We start from the raw sequence: 26,220 nt of genomic DNA on the forward strand, positions 1-26,220 counted from the left end.
ATGTCTGTAGAAAATGCGTTGTAGGACCGGCTTTAGCCGGGAGAGGATGAACCTAGGAACCTCGGGGCTAAAGCCCCTCCTACAAAGGAGCTTTTACTATTTAGTTCCTGACTAAATCCAACTCGGCTATCAAGTTGTCTGCATGGTCCACTTCATCCATCATCCAGAGGATATAGCGGAAATCCACATGTATAGCGCGGGTGATGGTGGGGTTGAAGAACCAGTCCTTAGTTATCGCTTCATAGGTGGAATCGAAGTTTAGGCCAACTAACTCTCCCTTACCGTTAAACACGGGTGAGCCAGAGTTTCCGCCTGTGGTGTCGACACTGGAGAGGAAGTTTACCGGTACCGAATTAAACGCTTCCGGCTTATCTAAGCAAGAAAACAGTCGACACAACCAAGTGATGGGATCTTGTATGACTGAGGCGACCTTGTGGCTGCCATATCTCTGCTCTTTAATGGCATCCAAGACTTTCTGTGGCGCGTTGAAGGGGGCTACACCTGTATGCTTGGCAGTTATGCCTTCTAGACGAGTGAAAGGCTGTTTATATAAGGCATCTTTCGACTGATATCCGTCGACCATGCCATAGGTGATCCTCAGTGTGCCATTAGCATCGGGATAGACTGGCCAGTCGTTAGCCTTGTAATAGGCAATAACAGCTTTCATATAATCAGGGCGAGCCTGGGATAGCTGACCGGCTAAGGTCTTCTTGTCTTTTTCCTGGGCCATATTGGTATCAAAAAGCGCTACGGCAAGACGAATAAAGGGATCGGCACTGGTCTCGAACGCTTCGGCTTCGGCGTCCATCCAGGCTAATCGTTTATCTTGATTTGTCAGTGAGGTAAGCGAGTAAAGGCCATCTAGCTTTTCAGATAGAGAGGCGGACTCTTGATTATCGATAAGCATAGCGTCCAGGGCTGTCACTCGGTTGCCTTGAGCCTTGTAAGCTTGTAGATCTTGTAGCCATAGGGCTTTATCTACTGAAGTATCGAAGCTGGAATCTATGCGTTTGAGACGAGCCTTGAACATCTTCATGTCTCGCTCTTGATAACCTTCTTCACGCTCCGCATCGGGCTTAGTCTTCTCTTTCGATAATCGATACAGTTTGTTGGCTGCGGCCAGAAGCGGACTAGATTGGGCATTTTCGAAATAGTACCGTGTCTGGCTATCGATGCGTTTCTTGGTCAGTAGGCGCTCGAGTTGATCGAGTTTGACTTGATAAGTCTGGTAGGTCTTATCGGTTGCCAGCCATTGCTTGAAGTCATCTTCACGGCTCTGCTTGATGCCTGCTATGTCGGTGGCCTTAAAACCATCGAGTAGACCGTTATATTTTTTCATGCGGTTAGCCATAGAGGCTAAGGTGCCGGCATATTTGATTTCAATTTCACTACTCCTGTCTCCCATGGCCTCAATGGTGTCGATACGCAGTTGATATCGAGACGCTAAGGTGGGGTAGAGCCAGTCACTGGCAAATTTAAGTTCGCTGGTTAAACGATAGCGACTGGTAGAGCCTGGGTATCCGGCGACAAACACGCCATCGCCAGCTTTTACACCGTCGGCATTTATCTTCAGATAACTCTTAGGCTCGAACGGCACATTATCTTCAGCATACGCCGCAGGCTGTCCATCTTTGCCTACATAGGCGCGGAGGAAGGTGAAGTCTCCTGCATGGCGTGGATATTCATAGTTGTCGATATCGCCACCGAACGCGCCGACACTCTTAGGTGGCGCATAAACGAGGCGCACATCACGGATAATCAGCTGCTTAATAAGATAATATTCGAGGCCGCTATGAAAACTTCTGACTGAGCAGCGATAGTTGTCATCGCTCTCACAGCTTTTAATCAAAGACTTTCTATTTGATTGGATCTCTTCATAACGTACCAGAGGATCTTGACTCAAGTCTTGGGTTACTTGCTCGGAGACATCGGTCACTGCTTCGGTAATATATAATCTTTCGTTAGGACCCGCGCTCGGTTCATCGATTTTACTCGTTGCCAGGAACCCATCGGCAATATAATTATGCTCTTTTTTACTGTTGTATTGTATGGCTCTATATGCGCAGTGATGGTTTGTGACAACTAACCCTTGGGGGAGACGAAACTGGCTGTACAATAGCCGAGTCCGACAACCGCATTCATCGGATACTGAGTGAGGTCGGCTAACTGTTTTGCCGGAATGTCGATTCCTCTTTCGCTAAGTTTGTCTGCAATCGATGGCATTTGATAAGGCTGCCATTGCCCCTCATCTGCATGGGTCTCGAGAGAGATTAATGCGACTCCAGATGACAGCACTAATGCTGAGATCAATGCATTGCGCATAGTGATTCCTTATTTTAATCGTTGTATGGATAGGAAGTTGTTTATTTCCTGTTTTTGTTGAGCCAGTTTTATATCATATTTTGTGTAATCGTTGGGAATTTGGAGATTAAATGTCACAGCAAGGTCAAGGTGCCTTCAAGGCAAAACAGAAGCCTAGAGATATCCAGATGGATGCTCTCAAGATGCCACCACATTCTTTAGAGGCAGAGCAATCTGTACTCGGTGGTCTAATGTTAGATTCAGATGCTTGGGATAGGGTGTCTGAAGCTGTGGTTGCAGAAGACTTCTACTCTCGCTCTCATAAGATGATTTTTAATGCGATGGCGACCTTAACTGGTGGCAGTCATCCCATAGACCTGATCACCGTATCTGAGCAATTAGAAATTGAAGATCAGTTAGAGGATGCCGGCGGCTTCGCCTATCTTGGTGAGATTGCCAAGAATACTCCCAGCGCGGGCAACATACTCTCTTATGCGGGTATCGTTCGTGAGCGTGCAGTCGTACGCGACATGATCAAGGTTGCTAATGAGATCGCCGATGCCGGTTTTAATCCCGAAGGGCGTAATTCCAGCGAGTTACTGGATCTTGCAGAGACCAAAGTCTTTAAGATTGCAGAGTCTCGAACTAATGAGAACGATGGTCCGAAAGGCATCAAGGCTATTCTTGAGAAGACGGTCGATAAGATTGAGGAACTCTATAATAACCCTACGGGTGGTGTGACTGGTATTTCCAGTGGTTTTCACGATCTTGATAAGATGACGGCGGGTTTCCAGGGCGGCGATTTGATTATTGTGGCTGCGCGTCCATCAATGGGCAAGACGACTTTTGCGATGAACTTGTGTGAGCAGGCGGCACTGAATGAAGAGAAGCCTGTGCTGATTTTCAGCCTGGAGATGCCTTCTGAGCAGATCATGATGCGTATGTTGGCCTCATTGGGTCGAGTGGATCAGACTAAGATACGTACCGGACAGCTTGATGATGATGATTGGGCTCGTGTGTCATCAACTATGGGGATCATGCTTGAGCAAGGTAAGATGTACATCGATGATGGCTCAGGCCTGACTCCGACCGATGTTCGAAGCCGGGCCAGGCGAATCGCCCGTGAACACGGCGGCCTGTCGATGATCATGATCGATTATCTGCAGTTGATGCAGGTGCCTGCATTGAAAGATAACCGTACCTTGGAAATTTCGGAAATTTCTCGCTCGCTTAAGGCGTTAGCCAAAGAGTTAATGATCCCAGTCATTGCGCTGTCACAGCTTAACCGTTCATTGGAGCAACGTGCCGATAAGCGTCCTGTTAACTCAGATTTGCGTGAATCGGGCGCGATTGAGCAAGATGCCGACTTAATTATGTTTATCTATCGTGATGAGGTGTATAACCATGAGACTGAGCATAAAGGGGTCGCAGAAATTATTATAGGTAAGCAACGTAACGGGCCCATTGGGCGTGTTCCTTTGACTTTCCAGGGACAATTCTCTCGTTTCGATAATTATGCCGGTCCTAAGTTTGATGAAGACTAATCGTTAGCTTTTACCATAGGCAAGGCGCAAGGGTGAAGTTGCGTTTAAGCCGAGATTAATCTTGATTCACATAGCGTGCAGACAATTGATTGTTGGCATCACTCTATATAGATTCAGTGCTCATACTCATATTACAGCTTGGATCGGACCTTGGGTTTCGGTCCATTGATAAGGTCAATTTTTGAAGCCATTTCCACGTGCAGAGATCAGCTGTAAAGCGCTGAAAAATAATCTAGCTCGCTTACGGCAGATCGCGCCTTCGAGTAAAATCATGGCGGTGGTTAAAGCGAATGGTTATGGCCACGGCTTATTGAACGTGGCCCAATGCATCGAAGATGCCGATGGGTTCGGTGTGGCCCGTTTAGAAGAGGCAATAGCATTAAGAGAAGGCGGCGTGACGGCTAAACTCATCTTGCTGGAAGGCTTCTTTAGACCGGTAGACTTAACCACCTTAGTGATGAAAGATATAGAGACAGTTGTTCATAATGAGAAACAGCTGGAGATGCTAGAGCAGGCAAGCCTGTCTAAGCCTGCTAGCGTTTGGCTAAAGCTAGATACTGGCATGCACAGGTTAGGCTTCACCCCTGAGCAATTTGAGCAGGTTTATGAGCGACTACAGGCATGTCCTCAGGTGGCGAAACCTATCAAGCTGATGTCTCATTTTGCCTGCGCCGATGAGCCAGATAACCCCTACACTCAAGAACAACTGAATAAATTTAATCGTTTGGCAAAAAATTCACCGGGCGAGACTACACTAGCCAACTCGGCAGGAACTTTATATTGGCCGGATAGTCATAAGGACTGGATTCGACCGGGTATCGCCCTCTATGGCGTCTCCCCTGTGATGGGGGATCTTGGTAAGAATCATGGTCTGGAACCGGCTATGGAGCTGATATCTCAGCTGATTGCCGTGCGTGAGCATAAGGCCGGTGAGCCTGTGGGATATGGCTGCTACTGGCGAGCCAAAGCAGATACCAAGCTAGGCGTTGTCGCTATCGGTTATGGTGACGGATATCCGAGAAATGCGCCAGAGGGAACCCCTGTGTGGGTAAATGGTCGTCTAGTGCCCATAGTCGGACGCGTTTCTATGGACATGTTGACTGTCGATCTGGGATTGGACTCGAGCGACAGTATTGGCGATGAAGCCATATTGTGGGGAAGTGCCTTACCGGTAGAAGTCGTTGCCGAGCACATAGGCACCATTGCCTATGAACTCGTGACAAAATTAACACCTCGTGTTGCTGTGTGCATGGAATAAACACCTAGGTCTATTTTTTAGTTGTATCGATTCAATGAACCGGATGTTCGTAATCGAATGAGATGAATTTTGAAATACCACCATTTCCCCCTAACTGTGCTGATGCTCTTTAGTGTCATTGCCATTTTTCCTGTTGCGGCAGAAAAGCTCGCTAATCCTGGCATACGTGTTACTAGCAGTGATGTTCATGATGACGGAAATGTCATTGAACCTGTTGCCAGTGCCGATTCCGAGAGGGCAAGAGATAAATTTGAGCCTGAATTTGTCGCCGTTCCCTTTATTTTTTCAACGGAAACCTTAAGCACCACAGTCGGTGGCGCCGGGGTACTCAAGCATGCGGGGCAACCTCAAGCATCTATATTGGGTATCGGGCTCTATAGCAGCAACGACAGCTGGGTAAGTTACTTAGGGGTGAGCAATTATCAATTACCCAAGTTGGATCAATGGTTATTCTCGGGGGAGTTTTATCAGGCCAATTATAAGCAGGGGATCTATTTCGTCCCGGAAGGGTCTGGTGGGGACAATTTAGTACCTGGTGCCAGTGATTCGAGCCAAAGAGATCGTATCGTGACCGAGGGGGATGAGTCATATTCCAAAGTGCATATCAAATATGTACTGCCTTGGGGCAAGGGGGCAAATGGCGCGGCAAGAAGTCTGATGCCCTCGAAGCAAGGTGATGATTTTACTTGGGACCCAAGAGAGTCGGGTGTGACCAGCATAGAGATTACTCCTTTCGTGAAAACTCAGGAATTAGTGGGCTATGAAGATCTGCCCACTAAGGCTCAAGGGCTCGAAGTTAAACTGGATTGGGATAACCGTGATAATGGTAAAAATAGCACCAGAGGTGGGCATACAAGCCTGACATTTAGCCGTGACTTTGGTTCATCGGGTTCGTCTGATGCTGCTGACAACCGTGAAAGTTGGACGACTTGGGAATTCGAGCAGAGCGCCTTCTTTTCTCTTGGGGGAAGCTCCTGGTTTCCACAGCAGATCTTGGCGCTGAACTTCTATCTCGCCGATACGCCAACATGGAATGAATATGACTCAACTTCAAATGGTTATCATCGACCTCCTTCTTTTTCTGGAGTGAGTTTGGGTGGTTTCGAACACTTAAGAGGTTATTCCAGCAGACAGTTTGTCGGTCGTAGTGCGGTACTTTACTCTGCCGAATACCGAGTGCAACCAGAATGGCAACCCCTGCAGAGCCTGCCTATTTTTAACCTCTATGACGTACCTTGGTGGCAGTGGGTGGTATTTGCTGAAGCGGGACAAGTTGCCGACAACTTCAGTGCCAGTGAACTTCATGATGATATGAAATGGACCTTAGGCGTGGGGGCTAGATTTGAAGTAGAAAGTGTCGTGGTTAGAGCCGAATTTGCCCAAGGTGAGGGCTCCAGTCAATTTTGGGTTATGGTCAATCAGCCCTTCTAATCTTAATGATAAACGACAAGATTTCTGCTAGTTTTCGAAACAAATCTCTATGTAGGCAGAACCATGGGGGCTGGTAAATGGCATGATGATTTTTTTTCCATCGGCCTTATGTGAGATGCGATGACCGAGTCCTGCGACAACCACGGGAGTCGCCATCTCGAAATCATAGCCCTTCTCCCCCAAAATATTTTTAGCTCCACCGGTCACCATGTTGGTTATTTCACCCACGAGATCGGTGATTTCATCGTTGATCTCTCCAGGGTTTTCCCCCAACATATTTTGCATGATCTCTAAGATGAGCCCCTGTTCGAAGGTGATCGATAAGGAACCTTTGGTCTGCGGCCCGACCATACCTATCAGTCCTGATACGTCTCCCTTGGCAAGGTTATCGGTTTTTATTTTTGGCTTTCCCGGGCTGAGTTTCATGTTTGCCATTGTCGAGATGACATTCAGTAAGGATTCGAGAAAAGGATTAATGAAATTAACGTTCATAAAAAATTCCGTTGTTGGTAAGCCATTAGATATAAATTCACAACTGCTATGACTGTCGCATATACACCTTTTATAAAGCTTAGGCTATTTTTGATCTGGCTTCATTTTTTATAGAAAAGGATATTCGGGTCTCGCTTATTTCACACAAGTTTGTCTCTGACCTTGGGTCGGTGTAAAATGCGCGCCCGGCTCTGTTGGCTGGAACGTTATTCAACTTGAGCTCAGGCTCATTCTCAACCAGGCTAAAGCAATTATGTCATCATCCCTAACTTCAAATTCGGCTAAGTTATCCAAGATAAATCGCACCTTCTCCATCGCGCCTATGCTGGATTGGACTGATTTGAGGGTTTTATGAGGCTTGTGGGTGCTTGCGGGGCTCAATAGGGGCACCATTAAAAATATTCAATAAAAATGGGGTCCCGGTGTGGACCCCATTTTTGTATTGAAGGTTTTTTAATGGTCGTTGTGATCCTTAGTATCGTAGCTAATAAATATGAGCCTAGTTTTACCATACTTGTTGGAACGCAATCTGTAGGAATAGTTATAAAATTAAGGATTATAGATACATGTTTTGGTTGGTCTAGCCTGATAGAGACGAAAGGCATGTATACCAATGTTGAACTAAGCCGCAGCGCGGAGTCTAAAAAACGCTCAATTGAGTGCATAACTCACATTGAATCAGCTAGACTTAGAGAAATGTGAAGGAACACAACAATGGTAAAGGAATTCCAATGAAAAACTTACAATCTACTCAATTGAAAATTGAACAATCCTGCAGTCCAGAACCAGCATAAAAAAAAGCAAATTCCTATAGAATGAAACATACCAATTAACTTGGACTAGGTATCGGCCAAGTCCAACAAGTGGTTTGTGCCATGCAAACAGCGGGAGAAGAATTGTGGAATCATTAGGTACTTTTCTAGTTACTGTATTACTCATGTTTATTGGTGTCTTTTTGATGATCTGTGCTTATTCGAAGAAGCCTATTCTTTTGAAAATAGCTACATTGGGCACCTTCGAAATAAATCCAGACAATCCGGGTAAGATACAGCGTGCTGTTGTATTTTCCGTCGGAGTCACGTTAGTTCTTGTTGGTCTTCTCCTAATAGTTCTTGAAAAACTAATTGAATTGGGGATCATCTAGTGAGGAATATAACAAGTTTGGCAAGTGGGACATTTTTAAGCGCTGCTTCGCAGCAAAAATGCCCCTTCCAAAAGCGTTAGGCTCCTGACCTATACAACAAGAAAGGTAATCGTAATTGGTAGAAATTATTAAAGTAATTATCTCAACACCAGAAGGAGCATGGGGGCTGGCAATTATATTTTCTGTCATATGGCCATTTTATAAAGGTTATCAGCTAGCCTTTGATAGAAGAATGGAAGGAATGCTTTACTTTTCGGGTTTTCTATTCGGGCTCGTGGCTGCTGTTTATATCTACGTTGTAATAGGTGTCGGAGCAGCAATTTTAGCATTCATTATTGGAGCCGTTGCCGGCGCTCCTATCGGTGTGTTTTTTTACTATGTCTTTCGTTGTGGTCCATTGCATGCATTGGAAGAACATATTTTCCCAATGCTTATTTGGCTGCTTGCATGGGGCATTGTTATATCTATACCTGTATTTTTAATTTGGGGAATAGTCCATTTTTGGGACAGTTAAGCATTCTAATAGGCTTAGAGCCTAACCAGCATAGGCAAGCGACGCATAAACCCGCGCGCCTGCTACGAACGTTGAACTAAGCCGCTGCGCGGAGCCAAATGAGGCTTAAAATGAGTGTATAACTCACATTGGATCCGCTAGACTTAAAAAGATGTGAAGGAACACAACGATGACAAAGGAATTTCAATGAAATACGTAGAAACCACGCAATATTATTCGTACAAAACAGCTCTACAGCCAAGAGCCAGCATCAAAAAAAGCAAATTCCTATAGCATAAAGCATACCAATTAATCTGGACTAGGCAGCGGCCAAGTCCAACAAGCGTTTGTGTCATGCAGACAGCGCAATGTACAAACACTAAGACGTTAGAGAACTCAATGACGAGTGACATCCAACACCCAGCCTTTCCTCAGCCAGATGATTTAGGTATCAATCTATGGCGGTATATGGACTTGTTTAAGTTTCAGTGGATGCTGGACCATAATCGACTTTTTATGCCCGCACTAAAAAAGATTGGCCCTGATGTTTTGGAAGGGACCCAGCCTTTGGGTGATAAGAAGTGGTGGGATGAACAGATTGATAACGAAGCTGACGAAGAGAAAAAGCAAGTATTAGAAAATAACGCCAAGATAATATTGGGGTTTTCGAGAATGTTTTGCGAGTATTACTTTGTCATGTGTTGGCACATGAATTCTTCAGAAAGTGAAGAAATGTGGGGGCATTACACAAGCGACAGTGATTCCCTAGTTATAAAAACTGTATACAGCAATCTAAAGCTCTTGTTGCCTAGCTCATCATATATGGGAATAGTCCGTTATATAAACTATATGGAAGAAAAGCTGCCCAGCCTCAATCTGTTTGAATTTGTCATGCACAAGGATATTAGATATGAGTTCGAAACGGAGGTTAGAGTTTTGGCGGCACCTCTAACCAATGAGGACATGAAGCGAAAGGAATTCGATGGCCATATATTTCAAATGGAAGCCGACTCTGAATTCATGTTCTATGCGCCAGAGGTTAGCATCGTAAGTCTGATAGAGGAAATAATACTGCACCCTCAAGCATCAGCCGAATTTACATCAAAAATTGAGAATATTTGTCATGAAAATGGTTTGCCTCAGCCAACGAAATCAATATTTGAGGTGGCATGAGTGTTAAAAACGCTCTCTAACAAGGCCATTAACCATCGCCACTTCGCGGCTGGACAGCCTAAAGCGCGCTTCGCGCACGGCTGCCGGTTATGGCGGCGTTAATTCTGATACCTCCATACTTTTACTCATGTGAAGTGCAAACTGTCGAGCCTATGCATTAACTCGATTTTGTCCAGATACGGCTTAGAATGATTGTTCTAAGCCGTTCTAGGTAGAGTGAAACAATGATGGGTGTCTTTATGAACTTTGATAAAGAGGGCATCTGTTGGTGCCCTTTTTTATGGGCGGCGTTTAGTTGGGGGTGATACCTAGTGACAGGATTAGTGCCAGGTATGTGATCGCTTTGACTGTTAGCCATGCTTTGGGTGAGAATATGGGTTTGTTTATGTATCTGATCAGGTACGCGATTGCTAAGAACGCGAAGCCAGATAGTGGGTTGAAGAAAACCTGAGTTTCACCTATGCCTACAGAGAACACCAGAAACACGAATAGTGCCTGTAGATAGTGAATCTTGCTCCTAGATTGACGTGGATTAGGTACATCTATAGTGGGATTTGTGGCTTTGGGCATAGTTACATCCTTGTAATTTATGTCTTGTCCCTAGAGTTTAGAAGCTATTTTTGATTATTCCATTCATATTATTTGCTGACTAAAGTCTGCCTTGGCCTACTCTGATATCGATAGGACTGGTTTTGTTATGGTTGTGATTGAGTATGGGGCTCATTAGGGGCACCGCTAAAATAATTCAGTGAAAATTGGGTCCCGATATGGGACCCGATTTTTTGTATTGAAGTTTTTTTATGGTCGTTGTGACCCTTAGTATCGTAGCTAATAAATATGAGCCTAGCTTTACCATACTTGTTGTAACGCAACCTATAGGAATAGTTATAAATTAGAGGATTATAGATCATGCTTTGATTAGTCTAACCTGATAAAGGCGTAAGGCGTGCGTACAAATGTTGAACTAAGCCTCTGCGCGGAGCCTAAAAAATCTTCAATCGAGTGCATAACTCACATTGAATCAGCTAGACTTAAGGAAATGTGAAGGAACACAACAGTGATAAAGGGATTTCAATGAAAAACTTACAATCTACTCAATTTCAATTGAGCCCCCCTGCTCTGCAGTCCAGAGTCAGCATTAAAAAAGCAAATTCCTACAGCATAAAGCATACCAAATAATCTGGATTAGGCATCGGCTAAGTCCAACAAACGATTTATGCGTTACAAACAGCGCAACACATAAATACTAAAACGTTAGGTGAAACACTTATACATTTTAAACAAAAGAGGCTCTAATAATGATATATGTTTTTTCAAATAGAAATATTGAAAACAATAACTGGTTAGGTGATGGATTCAACTCAGATGGCAGTGACAATATAAGAGTTGCCAAGGTAGGGTCTGATGGCATGCTTAACTTTTATGAAGAGCGTGAAGATGAAAAGCCGCCTTCTTTACAGGTTATTGAAGAGGTTGAGGCTACCGACAAGCCATGTTGTATTTTTATTCACGGTTTTAATCAAGATTTAGAAAAGAATCTACGTAAATGCAAAGAAATTGAGTCCTATGGTGTGAATGTCATTGCTTTCTCTTGGCCGTCAAATCCAGGTCCGCAACGATGGTGGGGTAAATTGAAAGAATATCGGTCAGCTCAAAAAAATGCTAGGCGATCTACGATAGCTTTAGAAAGATTTTTGATAAGTTTTCTGATTACCATAGCTCAACAGTAGGTCTAAATAATATTAAATCATTAATAGTTCATAGTTTAGGTAATTATTTACTACAGTCTTTTGTGTCTGGGCTTGGTTATGAGCATCAAGTAAGGTTTTTAAATAACATATTGCTTCATCAGGCTGATGTAGATAGCGTTAACCATGACAAGTGGGCGGATTTTTTGACTAATAATTGCCGAGTATTAGCAACTATAAATGAAACGGATGATATTTTGGATTATTCGGATATTATCAATCCAGATAGGTTGGGCAATACACTAGAAAATCTTAATTCAAACATCATTAAATATTTTAATTTTGGTCGCATTCCGGATGCAAATGACGAACATCGTTTATGGATTTCGCCAACGATAAATAACGACAATGCAAATACATTCTTCGCATCTGTATTTACAGGGAAAAAAGTAAAAACTGGTCACTTAGAGTTTGATAGTAAAAGAAATTGCTTTCATGTTGAGTAATAGCGTTGTCTTTTCTCACTAAAACCACCTAACGTATAACGTATAAGGATAGGCCGCGCGCAGCCGCGTCCTTATCCCAAGTGTTGAACAAGCCGGGATTTGCTAGAAGTGATACCTTTAATAGACTCTTTATTATGTGAATAGCAGATCGAGAAATCGTTCTGCTTGAAGTAATGATAAGAGGGTTACTTTTCTGTAGTCAGCATGAGCTCTTAGCAGCATTGCCAACAATTTTATTTACCTATAATCAAAGCGTTGTATTTAATCCTCCTCAGGTAACTTCATCAGACTTTAATTATTATCCTTATACTTCCAGCTTAAACAGTGGCGCTGAACGAAGCCGCTGCACGGGCCTAAAAAGTTAAATCGAGTGTATGACCTATATAGAATCAGCTAGGCTTAAAGATATGTGAAGGAACGTAACAATGAGAAGGGAATTTCAATGAAAAACTTACAATCTACTCAATTTAAATTTAGCAACTCTACTCTGCAGCCCATAGCCAGCATCAAAAAATAAAATTCCTGCAGCATAAAATATACCAATTAACTTGGACTAGCATCGGCCAAGTCCAACAAGCGGTTTGTGCCATACAAACGGCGCAACGCACAAATACTAAGACGTTAGGCTAATCATAAATAGGGAGTTTAAATGAGCGAGGAGTTAAGACTCACTGCTGAGCTTGAAAAAATAAGAGCAGAGCGTGACAAGTTTATTGTTGAAGGAGAGAGCTTTGTTTCGGAAAGAAAAAGATATGAAGCTGAAATAAATGAAATTAACCATCGGTTGAACCAACCTTGGTACAAAATTCGTTTGGTTTCGGTTCTTCAGGCTGTTATCGCCGGTATTGTAGCAGGAGGACTTATTTGGTCATTTTCTATTGATCATGTTAAAAGACTTTATGACTTACAAAAGCATCTATCTTCTGTACAAGCTCAGCTAACAAAAGAAAACAATGGTCTTCAAAAACAAATTAAACAACTTGGAGAAGACAAAGTTGAGTTATTAAAAGAAATAGAGTTGGTTGGTAAAATTGTTCAAATTAGTGCTAGTACTGTAGCTGATTCAAACGTTAAAGCTTCTGCCTCTGTACAATTAAGTAATCTTTCCAGAGTCCAGCTAAACTTGGTTCCTGACGACGATGCGAATTGGTTTCCTGTTGTGGCTTCAGCTTACAATAAAGCTGACCTTGAAGGTCGTCTACAAGAAATTAAATCATTAAATCCAACATTTAATGTAGAAATATATAACTCATCTGATAAGAATGGCATTCCAGTCTACGCTATTACACTTGGTGGCTATTTAAGCAAGAATGAATCAATGAAAAGAGTGCAGTATGCCAAAGAAAAGAATATTGCAAAGGATTCTTATAATTGGAGAACTGAGAAATGGGGAGAAGATATGTATTTAGAATTGAAGGAAATACCTAACAAGTAGCAGCAACAGAATTGTAAAATTGCCGCGTAATTACGCACCAGTTTCATAAGTCGTTGTGCTAGGCGTTAATTATGAGAAAAATGAGAGTTAAATTCCTGCCATATTTTATGACGGGAATATTCTAAAAAGGGTACCAACTGGTGCCCTTTTTTGTGGGCGGCGTTTAGGTGGGGGTGATGCCTAATGACAGAATCAGTGCCAGGTATGTGATTGCTTTGACTTTCAGCCATGCTTTGGATGGGAATATGGGTTTGTTTATGTATCTAATCAGGTACGCGATTGCTAAGAACGCGAAGCCAGATAATGGGTTGAAGAAAACCTGAGTTTCGCCTATGCCTACAGAGAACACCAGAAATACGAATAGTGCTTGTAGATAGTGAAACTTGTTTCTGGATTGGCGTGGACGGATTAGGTACATCTATAGTGGGATTTGTGGCTTTGGGCATAGTTACATCCTTGTAATTTATGGCTTGCCCCTAGAGTTTAGAAGCTATTTATGATTATTCCATTCATATTACTTGCTGGCATAAAGCTTACCTAGGAATCTCCTTTTAGAAAACTTGGCAGAGGGATTAGATTCATCGAGAGATGGATCGCAGTTCAATCTTGAAAACCAAGAAGCTAACCAGAAAGTTTAGGTTAGGCGTTCTAAATGATCTGTCCTTTGCGGAGCCGCATGCAGGGTCTTGTGTGAGGCTGGACACCTCCAGCTACCTGATTATTTTTTATTAAAAAATCAACTAAATCACCCAGTTGAGGTTGTGATTTAGGCTGTTCCCCTAGAAAATCAGCTAAGCCGCGAATGCCTGAAGTTGCAGGATTATTTTGAGTTGATGCCAATGTTACGTTAGATTTTAATTGCTTTATTTCAGTTTCTAATCGATACACTTCATTTTTTAGATCTGAATTACTAGAGCTAAGCGTTTTGACTCCAGCTCTATAGATCCTAATCAGAGAGTCATCTAATTTTTCAGCCAAATCATAAGGTTCTTTGTAGAAAGCAGGGTTGTGTCTTTGAGTTATAATTTTCTTAAACTTTTTGAAAAATATACGTTTTTTATTATATAAAACCTCAGATCTATCATCGTGACTATTGGGATCCGTAGAATCAAAACTCTTGAAGTAAGCTATGATTGGCTTTCCCATTTTTCGAGCATAGGTGTATTCCCACCAAGTAATACTCTGCGTTTCACTACCAGTCATACTTTTCATAATGGAACCAAATCGGTCACCTATTAGCAATATTACAAAGTCACTCTCTTTAATTCCATTGAGTATTTCACTTCGAGAAGACTGTGTTGATGCTGGTCTAATATCAAGTGCATTTACGTTCAAACCTCTATCTTTTAATGTATTTGCAATCTGAGCTCTGTCCTTATATAAATCAATAAAGGTCGAGCTAATAAAAGCTGAAGGATGTGAGGTATGTATATTTATCTTCATTGATTAGACACTCCATAAGTGCTTATATAAAATATAATGCTGAACCATACGCTGGCGATTTTCTCAGCAAATGGCATGAAAGCCTTGCCGAATCTAAATTCAGGGGCCTTGTTACGTGTGTTGTCTGATATTTTCTACTAGGGTGTCATCTCCAGCCTGATGAAGCCATAGGCACCAAAACTTAGTAAAACCTTTCTGGTTGCTGTAAACGACCCACTCTCCAGTTTTATTAGGCTTAGAAGTAGATTCGATTAACGAGTTGTACATATTTTCAAAAGTAACTGGCTGTTTTCCTAGATTGGTATTTCGAGCATAATTAAGCCAGTTTTCTACGATAAATGATGATTCGCTAAAATGAGCATGTTGGATATCAAAGCCGATTTTTTTTGAAATGTGTCTCAACTTTCTTTCGGTTTTGTCTCCTGAGGCTATCGACTCCAATGTGTTCATTAATGCACTAAGAGGAACAGATATTGGGCTGCCTTCGATTAGCACATATCCTTGATGAATTAGCTGAGAAACCTGAACTTTGATCAAATCGCAAAACACAGCTTCCAGGCAATAGTAAGCCAGTAATTCATCGACTTGAACAGCATAATCTATATATTCCCACTTCAGCTCTAGTTGTTTATCTCGACGCGGAGATATGTTTACGGACTGAATAATTTTTTCGACTTTATTCAAATAACCTCCAAATTAATAACCGACAGTTTTAGTTCAGTTTAAGTGCCTTGTTATAAACGTAACCACTTTTTACATGAATGATCTTAGCTTCACTTGCTGAGGCCCGAAACAGAGCCAACTGTTTTTTGTTCCGTTAAAGCTTAATTTCCAAATATCTTACTTTGATCGACTTTTGAACTAAACGGCATTTTAAATTTGATCCAGGTACCTAGTATATTTGTAGCTCCTTCGAAAGCACATGAATCATCTCGAACGTATTTTTGAGATGTAGTCACATACAGTTCATCTTGGTAAAGTGATATATAACAAAGGGTAACAGGTAGTGACTCAATAATAAAAGCGATAGCTTTATAAGATTCGGAATCAGTGTTTTTAGGATACAGCGTTGCAATCGCTAGCTGATCACCTGCTTTGATTATCATTCGAGCTGATAGTTCAGTAGTAAGCAAAGAGACCTCTTTGCCTTTAAGATTATTATGTTTGAGAAAGTCTGTAATGAGTGGCCTAACTGAAACTACTTTTTCCCCTGCTGCTTCAAATCCAGTAACAATTGCAGGTCCATTTCCTGCATTTTCAAAATAAAGCATGATTCCGCCGTCTTCTAAAATAGCCACACCGGATTGAATTAACGGAAGAGAGCTGATTCTATTGTGATAGTTAGTTGAAAAAACTTGATATGAAGTAAGTATTACTGCGCAGACTGCAATAATTATAGTAGCAATGTTTAACATGTTCTCTTTGAAAAAATTTTCCATAACACCCAAATATAGTGATTAAGCTAACGCAGGTATCGCCGGACGGTTTAAGGTTACTGAAGTAAAATCGGCTTTAAATCGTTCCGCGTGATTACCCTTGTTAACTACTTTTAAATATGATTGCCAACGCCGCTACAACTAGTGATGCTATAGCTGTAACCCATGGCCCGACCACAGCAATTTTATTACGCCGCTCATCTGCAGCTTTAGATATAACTAAATCTAGGAGCTTAGTAAGGTGCTCCGTTTCAAGTGGTGGCTTTCGAGAATCTTCATCTTCATCATCTGTTTCATTTAGCCATTGTTTCGCGTGCCGAATTTGTAAACTGTAAAAATAATCATCTGTCCTTTTGCTTTTTTTCTTGGATTTCCTGAATAGGCCTTTGAAACTACTAAGGACTACTTCAATTTCACTTTTGTTTATTGACAGTGCTTTCTCTAGATTCGTTGGTGTCCGAGCAGACCAATTGGTCATAGCTAAATGTGTAACCAAAGCGATCAATGACTCTTGGTGATCTGAATATTTGGGATTCTGGCTCATACTATCCTTAGCCGTTAGCATTTTAATAATGAGCAACTCACTTTAGCCAGAGCTACTTGAAAAATCGTGTACATACGAAAACTTGATTTAATAGTAAAAGGTTAATGTACTAAAAAACCTTCTACTGAACTAATTACATTTCTTGTATTTATTCGTTAAACGCTTTGTAAAATCGATACCACTTTTCCGTGGATCTTGGTGATGTCCGTGTTAAATGGGTATTGGTCTTGACCATCGATGAGGTATGTATTTCCATCTGGCAACTGGCGCAGTTCGCCTATCTGATAGTTGTCGTTGATGGCAAATAAGTACTGGCCTTTAGTGACCGTTTTGATATCGGTATTGATAAAGTAAGTCGATGATTCAGCTTTAACAATAAAGTCAGTATTAATGGTTAGGCCACAGTCTTTTAAAAAGTCGTGACTTACTCTGTAGTCGCCAATATGCGTTTTCTTACCGTGAGCAATCGAAAATTTCTTAAGCTTATATATATCAGCTGTTGCAGTGGGGTTTTGCACATATTCAGCGGTCGATTCACTTAATTTATTAGGTTTACGGCTTGGGTATTCATGCTTGCCAAAGCACAAAAACAGCATAGGTACGCCTGTAGCTAAATGCACTCGGGCGAGGAGTTCAAACGGGGTGACATTACGAGTCTGCCAACTTGCAATAGAGCCTTCAGAAACTGATGTTAGCTCTCTAAATTCCACTCTACTCTTCAATCTAAATAAAGTAACCAAACGGTCAATTATTATTTTACCACCATCGTAGTTTGCTGGCTGAGTAATACTAAACCTGAAGCTTTTTAGATTTTGGTTAATGGTGGCGAAATCAGGGATTTGATCTGGTGGTGAGCAGAATTTAAGAACATTTTGCTTTTCTTCATTATTCCCAAAAAGCAAAAAATCTAAATCTACACCGGTTGCTAAGTGTATACGGATCAATAACTCAAATGGAGTTGTGTTGCGGGTTTGCCAGGTGGCTATAGAGCCAGTTGAAACGCCTATTAGAGATGAAAGTTCAACACGGTTTCTGAGGTTAAAAAGTCGTAGCAAGCGCTCCATAACCATTTTGCCGCCATCACAAATCAATACTTTATTCATCAAAAGTTCTGTTTCTTCGTCAATAAGTTTGACAATTCTGTTTTTGTGATCAATCATTTGTTTACCAAAAAATTAAGCGCCCGTGAGTCCACCAAGATTCAACACGGGCTAACGAAGAAAAGGTATCACAATGGTAAATATTACTCTACAGGTTACAACACCTTATCTCACCTATGCGGAATATGCCCGCGCATCAGGCCTGCCCTATAACACCGTCAAGAAGATGGTGTATGAAGGTCGTCTCCCCACTCGTCCTAAGAAAGACCCTCGCGATAAGCCTCTTATCAATGTTCAAGCCCTAGTGATTGAAGCGGCAGAACTTGAATTAGTCAGGCAGCAAGCCCTTATCGAAGCCGCCTAACTCGCAAGTTAATTGCTCATTTTATAAGTCTAGAGTAGCAAAATGGAGTTTTGCATCTATGTATACGACTAACCCTAGTACACAAACGAATGGAAATAGTTGTCATTTGAATGGTGCGTTTCGCCAGTTTGCTGCAGATGAGAATTTAAAAACTGTGGCGGCGGAGGCGGAGATCTCAAGCCCGCAGATATTGCGCAATAAGTTGTGCTTAGACCAACCTCATAAGTTATCGCTGATGGAGTTGGTTGCTATTACTCGTGCCAGTGGTAATCGCAGCATTATCGATGGCGTGTTACTGGACCTAGATTGTGCAGCCTCTGTTTCGTTAGCTGAATTCGGTTCAGCCCATGATATGGAGCTAACCGACAGGGCGTTAGATATCACAGCCAACGCGGCTCAACTTGGGGCACTGGCTCTAGATGTAAAAGTAACCAAGCGTGTTACTGAACCATGCGTCACGAAGCCGTTAAACGTGCAACGTATGTCATGACAGAGCTTGCCATTTTTGTACATGACGTTGAACAAAAGTTTCAAGCCATCCCCAGGCTAGCCGTTGCCAGGGCTGATGTAAGGAAAGAACATGAATACCTCATTTGCGTTATTTGCTCGATTCGAGTCACCGACTGTTGAACTGAAAGATATCTGCCAAGAGTTCTTCGGCTATACACCGAAAACTGCAGAGCAAAAAGCCAAGGCGAAAGACTTACCTGTACCCACTTTCAAGCTACGTAATTCAGAGCGTTCGCCGTCATTGGTCAAGGTTTCCGATTTAGCGGCTCACGTTGATAAGTGCTATCGGGAATCAAAAGTTGATTGGGATGTGATTCAGCAGGCCAAGCAATAAATCAAAGGCAGTAAACAAAGAGTCTAGTGGCATGAGGCACAACAAAAAGTGCAGATGTCAGTTAAGTGCGTGAACTATTTTTAGGTACTTTTAGGGAATATGTTTATGAAATCGTTACAGCAACCAGCGCCAGAAAGTGCGCTAAAAATAGAAACTGACTTAAAAACGGATAAGCCTGCCGCAAGTGATGTCGTCAGGATTAAACATGGTCTTGACTCTTTGCGTGAGCTATTAGATCGCAGCTGCGTGGCAAGTCGCTACGGTAAATTATCAGATCAACAAAAAGCCATGATCCTCTACGGCGCCAAACTCAAACCCAGGACCTATATCCATACCCCACTCGACAGCATGACGGTTGATGAGCGTGAACAAATACGCCAATCGATTATCGCGTTATGTGATATCAGCAATATCTTCGGGAGAATCATGCTTACCCGAGACCGTTTCGATCACAGACCAAAAGTTGCAAGGCAATCCAAACCTAAGCAGTTAATTCAAGAAGCAAAAGACAGGCATTAAAAAGCCACTTCCGTTCGCAGCGGATGTGGCCGTGTCGGCTCATTTCAATTAAACATTGAGGAATAACAGATATGGAAACGACAAAGAAGAGTGTAACAAGTGATCACGCTATTCGCAATGAAGCGAATAGGGTTATCAACGCGTTAAATCATGCTAACTACCCAATCGACCCATAGTGGCCGAATCAGTTATCGAGTCATTGCAGACTATTGCCGAAGTGCTTGAGCTACCAGTCGCTAAAACCCTCCACATTCGATTGATTGCAATTCGCAATAACATTCACGTTAACCAAGTGGTGGCTTAGATGGGTAATGCATCCCAAGTAATTGAAACCTTTCCTAAGTTTGATTTGAGCAACCCAGTGCATTTAGACATGCGTAAGGAGATGACTGATCTTCACTGGAATCATACGTCTGCTTTACAGCGTGGAGTGCTCACTACTGCTATTCGCTATCGCGGCAGGGCAGAGGGTCTAGAGAGGGTCTCCCGTTTGGTTTTAAAGGATAATGAATTGAGCTGGCTTTGCTTTTGTCTGGTGTGCTCATTTGAAACCATGGAAGAGTTATATCAAGTGAGGGCTGCAGCATGAGCCATCTAACCGACTCTATCAATTCGCAGAACTTCAATATCCGCACTGCATTTTTGAACGCTACTCCGAGAGCACCTAAGAAGGTGACCGCAGAGGATAGACGCGCTGCAGTTTGTCGCCGTCAGATAGAAGACATTCAAGCTGCCCGTGCTTTAGGGATCTCAGTACAAGAACTTTTAGCAAGTGAAATTGGTGGGGGTGTTCAATGAGTAATCTGTTTTGCATTAACTGTCATACATATACAGAGCATAGCTATATCGGCACAAATTACAACACAGAGCAAACTCTGCATAAATGCCAGGTTTGTGATGAACTCGTAGAAATTGATAGCGACGATGGCATCAGTGTCGCTATCAAGATTAAAACCCGTTCAGGTGAACGTTTTTTTAGTGGATGGGGAAAAGGTGGCCGTGTGCAAACTGCCTGGTCATTGGCTGGGGCTAAGTTGTTCTTGGTTTGCATAAGAGAAGACCTTGATTTAGTGATCAGTAAGCTAAAAGCCAAAAATAAGAAGTTCAGCCTAGTAAAAGTTGGCGAGCAAGAAAGCGGGGTGAATCAGTGAAATCAGCCACTTTTCAGCACCTACTTAACCACTATAGAAGTTATAAGAAACCTTTGGGGTTAGCAATTGAGTGTCATCAAATTTGTCCTGATCAAGGTTATGCCGTTGGTGTTGCCAAAAATAATGGGGCCATGGAATGCTTGTATTGGCAGGCGATGGGTAATGGTCTGGTTAATCTAGCCAAAGGGATCCGCCGAACACTAACTAAGGCCAAAGCTGTACATGGTATTGAGGGATTGTAATGTATTTCCCAACCGTATCACCGCAGTCCAGGGCGTTGCCCTTGGCGCTTTTTTCTGGATTCGTCAAAGCCCCGCCTGAAGGGGGTAGGTGCCTATTCAAGCCACACACCTTGCCTGTTCAACCCATCAGCGTACTCACTGCAGAAGAGCACCAGGAACGCCACTTTCTCGACGGCTATCAAACGGTTGAACGGCCAAAGAACGCCAATGCGCATCAGGCACTTATCGAGGTCAATGCCTTACTCGATGAGGTTTCGCCCAATCATGCGGTGCTCAATAGTAACCGCCGTTTTGCCAATGCCCGCTTGAGCCATCTGCCGAATAAAATCCGCATTAAGATCAGTGCTGAATATCAGCGCCGCTTGACCCTAAAAGATGGCTCGAACAGGGCGATGCGACGACTGCGAAACGCTAATATCTATTTGAGAAAGACCACTGACTTTATCAACCAAGTCTGGCTGAAATACCCGTTTCACAATGTCGGCAGTTTTCTCAGTACCACCTCAAAACACGTGAATGCAAGCAACGGCAGAAAAACGACCCACTACGGCGGCTTTGCGTTAATCAAGTACCGCAATAGTCAACGCCTCAAAGATGTGGCTAACCGACTGGCCTTAACCGTACTCGACGAAGTGAGAGATGCAGGGAGCCAGAACCTGGGTGATATTGCTTTTTTAAAGGCTTATGACGCTGCAGCGGCTATTTGCCAACAGTGGCAAGTGACCCCGCCTTACTATTGCGCGGTGAAAAACGATCATATTATCGCCGCGGCTGAGTGTGCCATATTGCGTATGACCAGTCCTAAATGGTGGCTCAATCAACTGCGTACCTTACGTGATCTGTGTTGTGAGCACCTGAATGTTGCCGCAGGTCTGGTTGGTGAAGACAGCCCTTTTCTGAGTCGCGACAGTTTTAATGAGTGGTGTGAACAGCAAAAGAGTAGCCGTGACTGGTTAGAGCGCACCATGATTGAATCCGAAGCGGGTGTGGTTTTACCGCTGATTGATGCGGCCATGGCGGGCAATGCTAATCCAGCCAACCGCTTTACTGAATTGATCGTCAGGGCGCGGGGGCTTGAGGAAGTGGCCGAGGAACAAGGCCAAAACGGATTGATGATCACTCTGACCGCACCGAGTCAATATCACTTCAACTCTGATAAATGGAATGGTGAAAGCGCCCGTTTTACTCAGGCTTATCTGTCTGGCCAATGGCGAAAAATCCGGGCTGCTTTGTCATACCGCAATATCCATATTCAGGGACTACGAGTCACTGAACCACACAAAGATGGCACGCCGCATTGGCATATGCTGATCTTCATTCATCCGGAGCATGCCGAGGTGCTTAACGGGTTGTTGGAAAAGTACGCGTTTGAAGTTGATGGTGACGAAGAAGGGGCGGCAGAACACCGTTTAGTCATCGAGCCCGTAGACAAAGCTAAAGGTTCTGCAGTGGGTTACATCATTAAGTACCTGTCGAAAAACATTAAAGGTGAACACATGCAAGGGGAACTCGATTTTGAATCGGGTTTGTCAGCCCATGACGCTGCAACTAATGCTGCAGCCTGGGCCAGTCGTTACCGTTTACGTCAGTTTCAATTTTTTGGATCGTCATCAGTCCAGGTGTGGCGTGAGCTAAGAAGGCTGAAAGCGTGCCCGCAGCCGGCAGAGATTGAACCTGCTCGCGCCGCCGCTGATAGTTCAAACTGGAAGGCATTTGAAGCAGCTTTAGCAGTTAACCCTATTAAACTCGACTATGAAGAAACTCAATGTGGCAACGAATTTGGTGAGATGACCAAGCGGGTGTTTGGGCTGCGCGCCCTGGCGACAAAAGCAGATGGAAAGATTGGTGTCAGATCGGTGATCACTCGGGGAGAGAAGTGGACCATCAGGCCCATGAGTGATGAGGAAAAGCTGGACTACAAACAGCTCAAAGTAGTGCGGGCGTTTATCTTTAAAAAAAATGCATCCATTGAGAAGAAGCAGGATAGGACGCCCATTCCCAAGTGGCGGCAAGCGCACTCTTTTGGGCTTGGTTCTGGCTTGGGCTCTGGCGCTAAGAGTCGCGGCAGCGGCGATACTTGGACTTGTGGGAATAACTGTACAGATGCCGTTTGGGGAAGCCAACAGGCCACATTTTCTGAGGAGGTGTTGCGGTATCTCGCATCTCATGGTGTAACCGAACACTATACGCTTGAGCAGCTTGCCATGGGGTTAAGGATTTTTACCGATACAGGTCGAATGTGGTGGGTGAGTGACGGTCAGCTTCAGTTCGAGCGCTTGCTTGATAAAGAAGAGAGTGAATTTGACTATTTTTAATTCCTGGGAGGGGACTAGTGTATCGACTCAATCATTTACTGAGTAGATGAATGACAGTATCCATTTTATCTGTTCCTGTTTGCTAATGTGTGAATAATGGCAGAGGCACTGTCTTAGTGTGCCAACGATGGATGAGAATAATGACTAATGAATTTATGCTGTACCAGAAAGTCGACCTGTTAAATGGACTGTTTCTTCACCTCGAAACTGAGAGTAAAAAGGATATGTGTAATGCAATTTTAGCGGATGTACTCATGGTACATAAGCAGCTGTATTTCACCACCGGCGTCATGTCAGCGGTCCTTGATGAGCGAGGGACTACACGAGGTTGATAGCGTTAGGGTAGAGTAGAGGGCTGATGCCTGAATGACTCGTCAGTGGATCACCTGTAGGGTCTTATGCATGAATCATCGGAGAATGATCACGCCCTAAATTATGAGCGCTAGGCTGAATCAACGTGCACGGTATCTTAGTCAGTGCATTAAAAAAGATAATGTCGTTATGCAATCAAACTGACATTGCCATGCTATATTTGTTAAGTGTAATCAATGTGACCATAATCATATTGACCACAGTGGGGTATGATGCGAGTATTTAAATCAAAGAGCTTTAACAAGTTTGCCGCCAGTGAAGGTATCTCTGATGTTCAATTAGTTGATGTCGTTCGAGAGATGGAAAATGGACTTTTTGAAGCAGAATTGGGCGGGGGTGTCTACAAAAAGCGGATTGCAACGTAAGGTCAGGGTAAAAGTGGAGCAACCCGAAACATTATAGTGATGAAGGAAGGTGAACGTATTGTCTTCATGGTTGGGTACAAAAAGAACACTGTTAAGAAGTCTGCTAAAGAGATTTCTGACAAAGAGCTAAAAGAACTAAAAATCATGGCACAGACTTACTTTGGCATTGACCTAAGTAAAATCAAGTCAGATTCAAAAGTATTAATCGAGGTGAAATATGAGTGATATCCTTAACTCTTTACGCGACGATCTTGAAGGGTTGGTTGATGAAAGGCTTGTTGACCAAATCACTCTGCGTGAGTTCGATAAGAGTAACCTTATCTTCAATGAAGACATAACCGCTGACGAAATCAAGAACCTTAGGATTGTAAATCACATCAGCCAAGCTGTTCTAGCGGAAACATTGAACATTTCACCAGTGAGTGTACAACGGTGGGAGCGAGGTGTCTCAAAACCAACAGGACCAGCAGTCGTTCTGCTGAACATCATTAAGTCTCGTGGGTTAAAAGCGCTGATGGCATAACACTCATAGAACACCATTATAAATTAGGTCGTTACACTGGATCTGCTACAGGGGAAATCTAACTAAACGGGGTGGGTAAAACCTCGATTGTGAATGCTGATTGTTATCCATTATGACAGACCTTTTGCTCAACTGATAAGCTTGAACTTATCCTGAAAAATCCACTTTTCTACCTTCACTGCTATCAAAAATTATTCAGTTTGGCCATCAAAGTCTGAATTGAAAGCAAAGCTGAGCGATTCATCGGGCTTTTGTCACCATTGACCCCAATCGATAGCCTGATCTATCAAAACCAATCAACAGCCAAACACCAAGCCAGAGCACTTCCAGCTACTCGACCACGTAGCCGATATTCATCTAATGACCCTGTTGTCACATAAACCTTCGATTATGTGACAGTCTGCGTGAGGAAGACCTGACTGTCAAAATTTGTCACTTAACCCGTTATTTAATTTTAGGTATGCAAAGGGGCATTGGAAATATAATGTGACGGAAATTCCGAAGGGATCCTCTTTCTGACAAATATCTCGCGTAAATCCTCCAGATATTCAGGATCTCGCCGTCCATAGGGTGCCAGCGCGAACAACGAACAGGCCGTCTCAGGGTTATGCCGCGCTTCGGCTTTTTTTGCGTATAATACCGCCATTCCCTTTAACGATAATTAGCCAGGACAACACTATTGTGACCAAGCCAACAGCCAAAGCCCAGCACTTTACTATCAACAATGAAGCAAAAAAAGTGCGTAATAAACCTAAGCCCAAGACCCAAGCTGAGCTAAATGCCAATAATACCAGGCGAAGCATCGAGGAGCGCCGCGAGCGCAAAATGTTAATGCAGGAATTGGGCTTAACGAATGAAGAAATCGATACTGAGTGGCGCTAGTCACACATGAGAGACGTGGTAGATTGAGTCTGAAATCCTACTCTTCGAATCCCTTAATTGAGAGTGATAATACCTAATGCTAATATAGATTAGGTTCAGTTGTTAAATATTTGAGAGGCTGTGATGAATAAGGTATGTAAAATCATGTTTGTTGGTGTGGCGCTTAGCATGTCTCAACTGGCTAGTGCTGGGATTATTAAGCCAGACTGTACACCAGAGAAAGCCACTAAAAGTGCAGTAGCAAATGCCACCATCGGCATTAAAGGTCGGTGTTCTCCTGCCGAAACCGCTAAGAACGCGACAACTAAAGCAGTAAATGAAGCATTGCCCGACGAGGGTGTTGCAGGAAAAGTTGTGGATATAGCCAAACCGAAAAAAAATGACAAGTTGATGAAAAAAGCGAGTAAGGCAATCATAGACTGATGCTGTCAACTAGCCCTATCAGGTCCCCCTTACCTTAATCAACTCTCTAGCAGGCGGAAGTAATGAATAATAAGAAGTCTGACCAAACGAAAAAAAGCATGTGGCACAGAGAGAACCTTGAAACTAAAGGCATTAAGATTGCACTTAATATCATGGATAAAATCCAGAAAGCCAAACAGGTCAAGCTAACTTAACGCTAGATTTCGTGTTGTCGGCAGACAATAAAGTCTGA

31 protein-coding genes and 2 pseudogenes are annotated in these 26,220 nt (G+C 43.1%); 24 read left to right on the forward strand and 9 right to left on the reverse strand.

The genetic code is table 11. The features are described 5' to 3' along the window. Positions 1-100: 100 nt before the first annotated feature. Positions 101-2,322 (reverse strand): annotated as a pseudogene (locus tag FM037_RS02885) (S46 family peptidase). Between the two features lie 110 nt (positions 2,323-2,432). Between FM037_RS02885 and dnaB the strand changes: the two are divergent. From dnaB to FM037_RS02900, 3 genes are all read left to right on the forward strand, one after another. Continuing rightward, the gene (gene dnaB / locus FM037_RS02890; RefSeq protein WP_144044767.1) at positions 2,433-3,845 is read left to right on the forward strand and encodes a replicative DNA helicase; all 1,413 of its coding nucleotides are present in this window, start codon (positions 2,433-2,435) and stop codon (positions 3,843-3,845) included. Positions 3,846-4,026: 181 nt separating this feature from the next. Further along, positions 4,027-5,103: an alanine racemase gene (alr, locus tag FM037_RS02895; protein WP_144044768.1), complete on the forward strand. Its 1,077-nt coding sequence runs from the start codon at positions 4,027-4,029 to the stop codon at positions 5,101-5,103. A gap of 102 nt (positions 5,104-5,205) precedes the next feature. Next, the gene (locus FM037_RS02900) at positions 5,206-6,534 is read left to right on the forward strand and encodes a BamA/TamA family outer membrane protein (protein WP_144048794.1); all 1,329 of its coding nucleotides are present in this window, start codon (positions 5,206-5,208) and stop codon (positions 6,532-6,534) included. 27 nt (positions 6,535-6,561) lie between these two features. Here FM037_RS02900 and FM037_RS02905 read toward each other — a convergent pair whose 3' ends face one another. Next, positions 6,562-7,026 carry a chemotaxis protein CheX gene (locus tag FM037_RS02905; protein WP_144044769.1) on the reverse strand — a complete coding sequence of 155 codons (465 nt, stop codon included), beginning with the start codon at positions 7,024-7,026 and terminating at the stop codon, positions 6,562-6,564. A gap of 210 nt (positions 7,027-7,236) precedes the next feature. Then, positions 7,237-7,407: a hypothetical protein gene (locus FM037_RS28390; RefSeq protein ID WP_185976945.1), complete on the reverse strand. Its 171-nt coding sequence runs from the start codon at positions 7,405-7,407 to the stop codon at positions 7,237-7,239. Positions 7,408-7,924: 517 nt separating this feature from the next. Between FM037_RS28390 and FM037_RS02910 the strand changes: the two genes are divergently transcribed. From FM037_RS02910 to FM037_RS02920, 3 genes are all read left to right on the forward strand, one after another. Further along, positions 7,925-8,170, forward strand: coding sequence for a hypothetical protein (locus FM037_RS02910; RefSeq protein ID WP_144044770.1), 246 nt, complete (start codon positions 7,925-7,927; stop codon positions 8,168-8,170). A gap of 115 nt (positions 8,171-8,285) precedes the next feature. Continuing rightward, positions 8,286-8,684: a hypothetical protein gene (locus FM037_RS02915; RefSeq protein WP_144044771.1), complete on the forward strand. Its 399-nt coding sequence runs from the start codon at positions 8,286-8,288 to the stop codon at positions 8,682-8,684. Between the two features lie 378 nt (positions 8,685-9,062). Further along, positions 9,063-9,836 (forward strand): hypothetical protein, encoded by a 774-nt coding sequence (locus FM037_RS02920; RefSeq protein ID WP_144044772.1) that lies wholly within the window; start codon positions 9,063-9,065, stop codon positions 9,834-9,836. A gap of 291 nt (positions 9,837-10,127) precedes the next feature. Here the strand turns inward: FM037_RS02920 and FM037_RS02925 are convergent, their stop codons facing one another. Continuing rightward, positions 10,128-10,406, reverse strand: coding sequence for a hypothetical protein (locus FM037_RS02925; RefSeq protein ID WP_144044773.1), 279 nt, complete (start codon positions 10,404-10,406; stop codon positions 10,128-10,130). Positions 10,407-11,134: 728 nt separating this feature from the next. Here FM037_RS02925 and FM037_RS29895 point away from each other — a divergent pair. From FM037_RS29895 to FM037_RS02940, 3 genes are all read left to right on the forward strand, one after another. Further along, the gene (locus tag FM037_RS29895) at positions 11,135-11,566 is read left to right on the forward strand and encodes an alpha/beta hydrolase (protein ID WP_144044774.1); all 432 of its coding nucleotides are present in this window, start codon (positions 11,135-11,137) and stop codon (positions 11,564-11,566) included. 62 nt (positions 11,567-11,628) lie between these two features. Then, entirely contained in the window at positions 11,629-12,030 is a 402-nt protein-coding gene (locus tag FM037_RS29900; RefSeq protein ID WP_407695626.1) for a hypothetical protein, read from the forward strand. Between the two features lie 649 nt (positions 12,031-12,679). Further along, a complete protein-coding gene (locus tag FM037_RS02940) occupies positions 12,680-13,465 on the forward strand; it encodes a hypothetical protein (RefSeq protein WP_144044776.1) in 786 nt (261 codons plus the stop codon). 648 nt (positions 13,466-14,113) lie between these two features. Here the strand turns inward: FM037_RS02940 and FM037_RS02945 are convergent. The 5 genes from FM037_RS02945 to FM037_RS02965 all read right to left on the reverse strand — a co-directional run bounded on the left by FM037_RS02945 (position 14,114) and on the right by FM037_RS02965 (position 18,048). Then, positions 14,114-14,908, reverse strand: coding sequence for a DUF4062 domain-containing protein (locus FM037_RS02945; protein ID WP_144044777.1), 795 nt, complete (start codon positions 14,906-14,908; stop codon positions 14,114-14,116). 111 nt (positions 14,909-15,019) lie between these two features. Further along, the gene (locus FM037_RS02950) at positions 15,020-15,592 is read right to left on the reverse strand and encodes a hypothetical protein (RefSeq protein ID WP_144044778.1); all 573 of its coding nucleotides are present in this window, start codon (positions 15,590-15,592) and stop codon (positions 15,020-15,022) included. A gap of 140 nt (positions 15,593-15,732) precedes the next feature. Further along, positions 15,733-16,323 (reverse strand): hypothetical protein, encoded by a 591-nt coding sequence (locus FM037_RS02955; RefSeq protein WP_144044779.1) that lies wholly within the window; start codon positions 16,321-16,323, stop codon positions 15,733-15,735. 124 nt (positions 16,324-16,447) lie between these two features. After that, positions 16,448-16,888: a hypothetical protein gene (locus FM037_RS02960; RefSeq protein ID WP_144044780.1), complete on the reverse strand. Its 441-nt coding sequence runs from the start codon at positions 16,886-16,888 to the stop codon at positions 16,448-16,450. 155 nt (positions 16,889-17,043) lie between these two features. Further along, entirely contained in the window at positions 17,044-18,048 is a 1,005-nt protein-coding gene (locus tag FM037_RS02965) for a helix-turn-helix domain-containing protein (protein ID WP_144044781.1), read from the reverse strand. Positions 18,049-18,121: 73 nt separating this feature from the next. Here FM037_RS02965 and FM037_RS02970 point away from each other — a divergent pair, with 73 nt between their 5' ends. The 15 genes and pseudogenes from FM037_RS02970 to FM037_RS29905 all read left to right on the forward strand — a co-directional run bounded on the left by FM037_RS02970 (position 18,122) and on the right by FM037_RS29905 (position 26,182). Further along, positions 18,122-18,352, forward strand: a complete 231-nt coding sequence (locus FM037_RS02970) for a DNA-binding protein (protein WP_144044782.1) — start codon at positions 18,122-18,124, stop codon at positions 18,350-18,352. Positions 18,353-18,410: 58 nt separating this feature from the next. After that, a complete protein-coding gene (locus tag FM037_RS02975; protein ID WP_229381060.1) occupies positions 18,411-18,842 on the forward strand; it encodes a phage regulatory CII family protein in 432 nt (143 codons plus the stop codon). 90 nt (positions 18,843-18,932) lie between these two features. Continuing rightward, positions 18,933-19,196 (forward strand): pyocin activator PrtN family protein, encoded by a 264-nt coding sequence (locus FM037_RS02980; RefSeq protein ID WP_144044783.1) that lies wholly within the window; start codon positions 18,933-18,935, stop codon positions 19,194-19,196. Between the two features lie 105 nt (positions 19,197-19,301). After that, entirely contained in the window at positions 19,302-19,715 is a 414-nt protein-coding gene (locus FM037_RS02985) for a hypothetical protein (RefSeq protein WP_144044784.1), read from the forward strand. 304 nt (positions 19,716-20,019) lie between these two features. Then, positions 20,020-20,304, forward strand: a complete 285-nt coding sequence (locus tag FM037_RS02990; RefSeq protein ID WP_144044785.1) for a hypothetical protein — start codon at positions 20,020-20,022, stop codon at positions 20,302-20,304. Beyond that, the gene (locus FM037_RS02995; RefSeq protein WP_144044786.1) at positions 20,301-20,513 is read left to right on the forward strand and encodes a hypothetical protein; all 213 of its coding nucleotides are present in this window, start codon (positions 20,301-20,303) and stop codon (positions 20,511-20,513) included. The genes FM037_RS02990 and FM037_RS02995 overlap by 4 nt, the downstream gene beginning before the upstream one ends. Continuing rightward, positions 20,510-20,866, forward strand: a complete 357-nt coding sequence (locus FM037_RS03000; protein WP_221937458.1) for a hypothetical protein — start codon at positions 20,510-20,512, stop codon at positions 20,864-20,866. Before FM037_RS02995 ends, FM037_RS03000 begins: the two co-directional genes overlap by 4 nt. Further along, positions 20,863-21,108: a hypothetical protein gene (locus FM037_RS03005; RefSeq protein WP_144044787.1), complete on the forward strand. Its 246-nt coding sequence runs from the start codon at positions 20,863-20,865 to the stop codon at positions 21,106-21,108. The genes FM037_RS03000 and FM037_RS03005 overlap by 4 nt, the downstream gene beginning before the upstream one ends. Then, positions 21,108-23,423 carry a replication endonuclease gene (locus tag FM037_RS03010; protein WP_144044788.1) on the forward strand — a complete coding sequence of 772 codons (2,316 nt, stop codon included), beginning with the start codon at positions 21,108-21,110 and terminating at the stop codon, positions 23,421-23,423. The genes FM037_RS03005 and FM037_RS03010 overlap by 1 nt, the downstream gene beginning before the upstream one ends. Before the next feature lie 140 nt (positions 23,424-23,563). Then, on the forward strand, positions 23,564-23,755 hold the full coding sequence (locus FM037_RS03015; RefSeq protein WP_144044789.1) for a hypothetical protein: 192 nt from the start codon (positions 23,564-23,566) through the stop codon (positions 23,753-23,755). 252 nt (positions 23,756-24,007) lie between these two features. Beyond that, positions 24,008-24,385 (forward strand): annotated as a pseudogene (locus tag FM037_RS29015) (type II toxin-antitoxin system RelE/ParE family toxin). Continuing rightward, positions 24,378-24,683 carry a helix-turn-helix domain-containing protein gene (locus tag FM037_RS03030; RefSeq protein WP_144044792.1) on the forward strand — a complete coding sequence of 102 codons (306 nt, stop codon included), beginning with the start codon at positions 24,378-24,380 and terminating at the stop codon, positions 24,681-24,683. Before FM037_RS29015 ends, FM037_RS03030 begins: the two are co-directional and overlap by 8 nt. 681 nt (positions 24,684-25,364) lie before the next feature. Next, a complete protein-coding gene (locus tag FM037_RS03035; protein ID WP_144044793.1) occupies positions 25,365-25,565 on the forward strand; it encodes a hypothetical protein in 201 nt (66 codons plus the stop codon). A gap of 123 nt (positions 25,566-25,688) precedes the next feature. Further along, positions 25,689-25,988 (forward strand): hypothetical protein, encoded by a 300-nt coding sequence (locus tag FM037_RS03040; RefSeq protein ID WP_221937459.1) that lies wholly within the window; start codon positions 25,689-25,691, stop codon positions 25,986-25,988. 62 nt (positions 25,989-26,050) lie between these two features. Next, positions 26,051-26,182, forward strand: coding sequence for a hypothetical protein (locus FM037_RS29905; protein WP_267874860.1), 132 nt, complete (start codon positions 26,051-26,053; stop codon positions 26,180-26,182). Positions 26,183-26,220 lie beyond the last annotated feature (38 nt).

Origin of the sequence: Shewanella psychropiezotolerans, from assembly GCF_007197555.1 — a bacterium.
Classification (GTDB): Bacteria; Pseudomonadota; Gammaproteobacteria; order Enterobacterales; family Shewanellaceae; genus Shewanella; species Shewanella psychropiezotolerans.

What these genes read in the sequence shown, in the direction of transcription:
- dnaB (WP_144044767.1), top strand. Translation starts at nt 2,433, where the DNA reads ATGTCACAGCAAGGTCAAGGTGCCTTCAAGGCAAAACAGAAGCCTAGA.
- FM037_RS02900 (WP_144048794.1), top strand. Translation starts at nt 5,206, where the DNA reads ATGCTCTTTAGTGTCATTGCCATTTTTCCTGTTGCGGCAGAAAAGCTC.
- FM037_RS02905 (WP_144044769.1), bottom strand. Translation starts at nt 7,026, where the DNA reads ATGAACGTTAATTTCATTAATCCTTTTCTCGAATCCTTACTGAATGTC.
- FM037_RS02920 (WP_144044772.1), top strand. Translation starts at nt 9,063, where the DNA reads ATGACGAGTGACATCCAACACCCAGCCTTTCCTCAGCCAGATGATTTA.
- FM037_RS02925 (WP_144044773.1), bottom strand. Translation starts at nt 10,406, where the DNA reads ATGCCCAAAGCCACAAATCCCACTATAGATGTACCTAATCCACGTCAA.
- FM037_RS29895 (WP_144044774.1), top strand. Translation starts at nt 11,135, where the DNA reads ATGATATATGTTTTTTCAAATAGAAATATTGAAAACAATAACTGGTTA.
- FM037_RS02940 (WP_144044776.1), top strand. Translation starts at nt 12,680, where the DNA reads ATGAGCGAGGAGTTAAGACTCACTGCTGAGCTTGAAAAAATAAGAGCA.
- FM037_RS02945 (WP_144044777.1), bottom strand. Translation starts at nt 14,908, where the DNA reads ATGAAGATAAATATACATACCTCACATCCTTCAGCTTTTATTAGCTCG.
- FM037_RS02955 (WP_144044779.1), bottom strand. Translation starts at nt 16,323, where the DNA reads ATGTTAAACATTGCTACTATAATTATTGCAGTCTGCGCAGTAATACTT.
- FM037_RS02960 (WP_144044780.1), bottom strand. Translation starts at nt 16,888, where the DNA reads ATGAGCCAGAATCCCAAATATTCAGATCACCAAGAGTCATTGATCGCT.
- FM037_RS02965 (WP_144044781.1), bottom strand. Translation starts at nt 18,048, where the DNA reads ATGATTGATCACAAAAACAGAATTGTCAAACTTATTGACGAAGAAACA.
- FM037_RS02970 (WP_144044782.1), top strand. Translation starts at nt 18,122, where the DNA reads ATGGTAAATATTACTCTACAGGTTACAACACCTTATCTCACCTATGCG.
- FM037_RS02975 (WP_229381060.1), top strand. Translation starts at nt 18,411, where the DNA reads ATGTATACGACTAACCCTAGTACACAAACGAATGGAAATAGTTGTCAT.
- FM037_RS02980 (WP_144044783.1), top strand. Translation starts at nt 18,933, where the DNA reads ATGAATACCTCATTTGCGTTATTTGCTCGATTCGAGTCACCGACTGTT.
- FM037_RS02985 (WP_144044784.1), top strand. Translation starts at nt 19,302, where the DNA reads ATGAAATCGTTACAGCAACCAGCGCCAGAAAGTGCGCTAAAAATAGAA.
- FM037_RS02990 (WP_144044785.1), top strand. Translation starts at nt 20,020, where the DNA reads ATGGGTAATGCATCCCAAGTAATTGAAACCTTTCCTAAGTTTGATTTG.
- FM037_RS02995 (WP_144044786.1), top strand. Translation starts at nt 20,301, where the DNA reads ATGAGCCATCTAACCGACTCTATCAATTCGCAGAACTTCAATATCCGC.
- FM037_RS03000 (WP_221937458.1), top strand. Translation starts at nt 20,510, where the DNA reads ATGAGTAATCTGTTTTGCATTAACTGTCATACATATACAGAGCATAGC.
- FM037_RS03010 (WP_144044788.1), top strand. Translation starts at nt 21,108, where the DNA reads ATGTATTTCCCAACCGTATCACCGCAGTCCAGGGCGTTGCCCTTGGCG.
- FM037_RS03015 (WP_144044789.1), top strand. Translation starts at nt 23,564, where the DNA reads ATGACTAATGAATTTATGCTGTACCAGAAAGTCGACCTGTTAAATGGA.
- FM037_RS03030 (WP_144044792.1), top strand. Translation starts at nt 24,378, where the DNA reads ATGAGTGATATCCTTAACTCTTTACGCGACGATCTTGAAGGGTTGGTT.
- FM037_RS03040 (WP_221937459.1), top strand. Translation starts at nt 25,689, where the DNA reads ATGAATAAGGTATGTAAAATCATGTTTGTTGGTGTGGCGCTTAGCATG.
- FM037_RS29905 (WP_267874860.1), top strand. Translation starts at nt 26,051, where the DNA reads ATGAATAATAAGAAGTCTGACCAAACGAAAAAAAGCATGTGGCACAGA.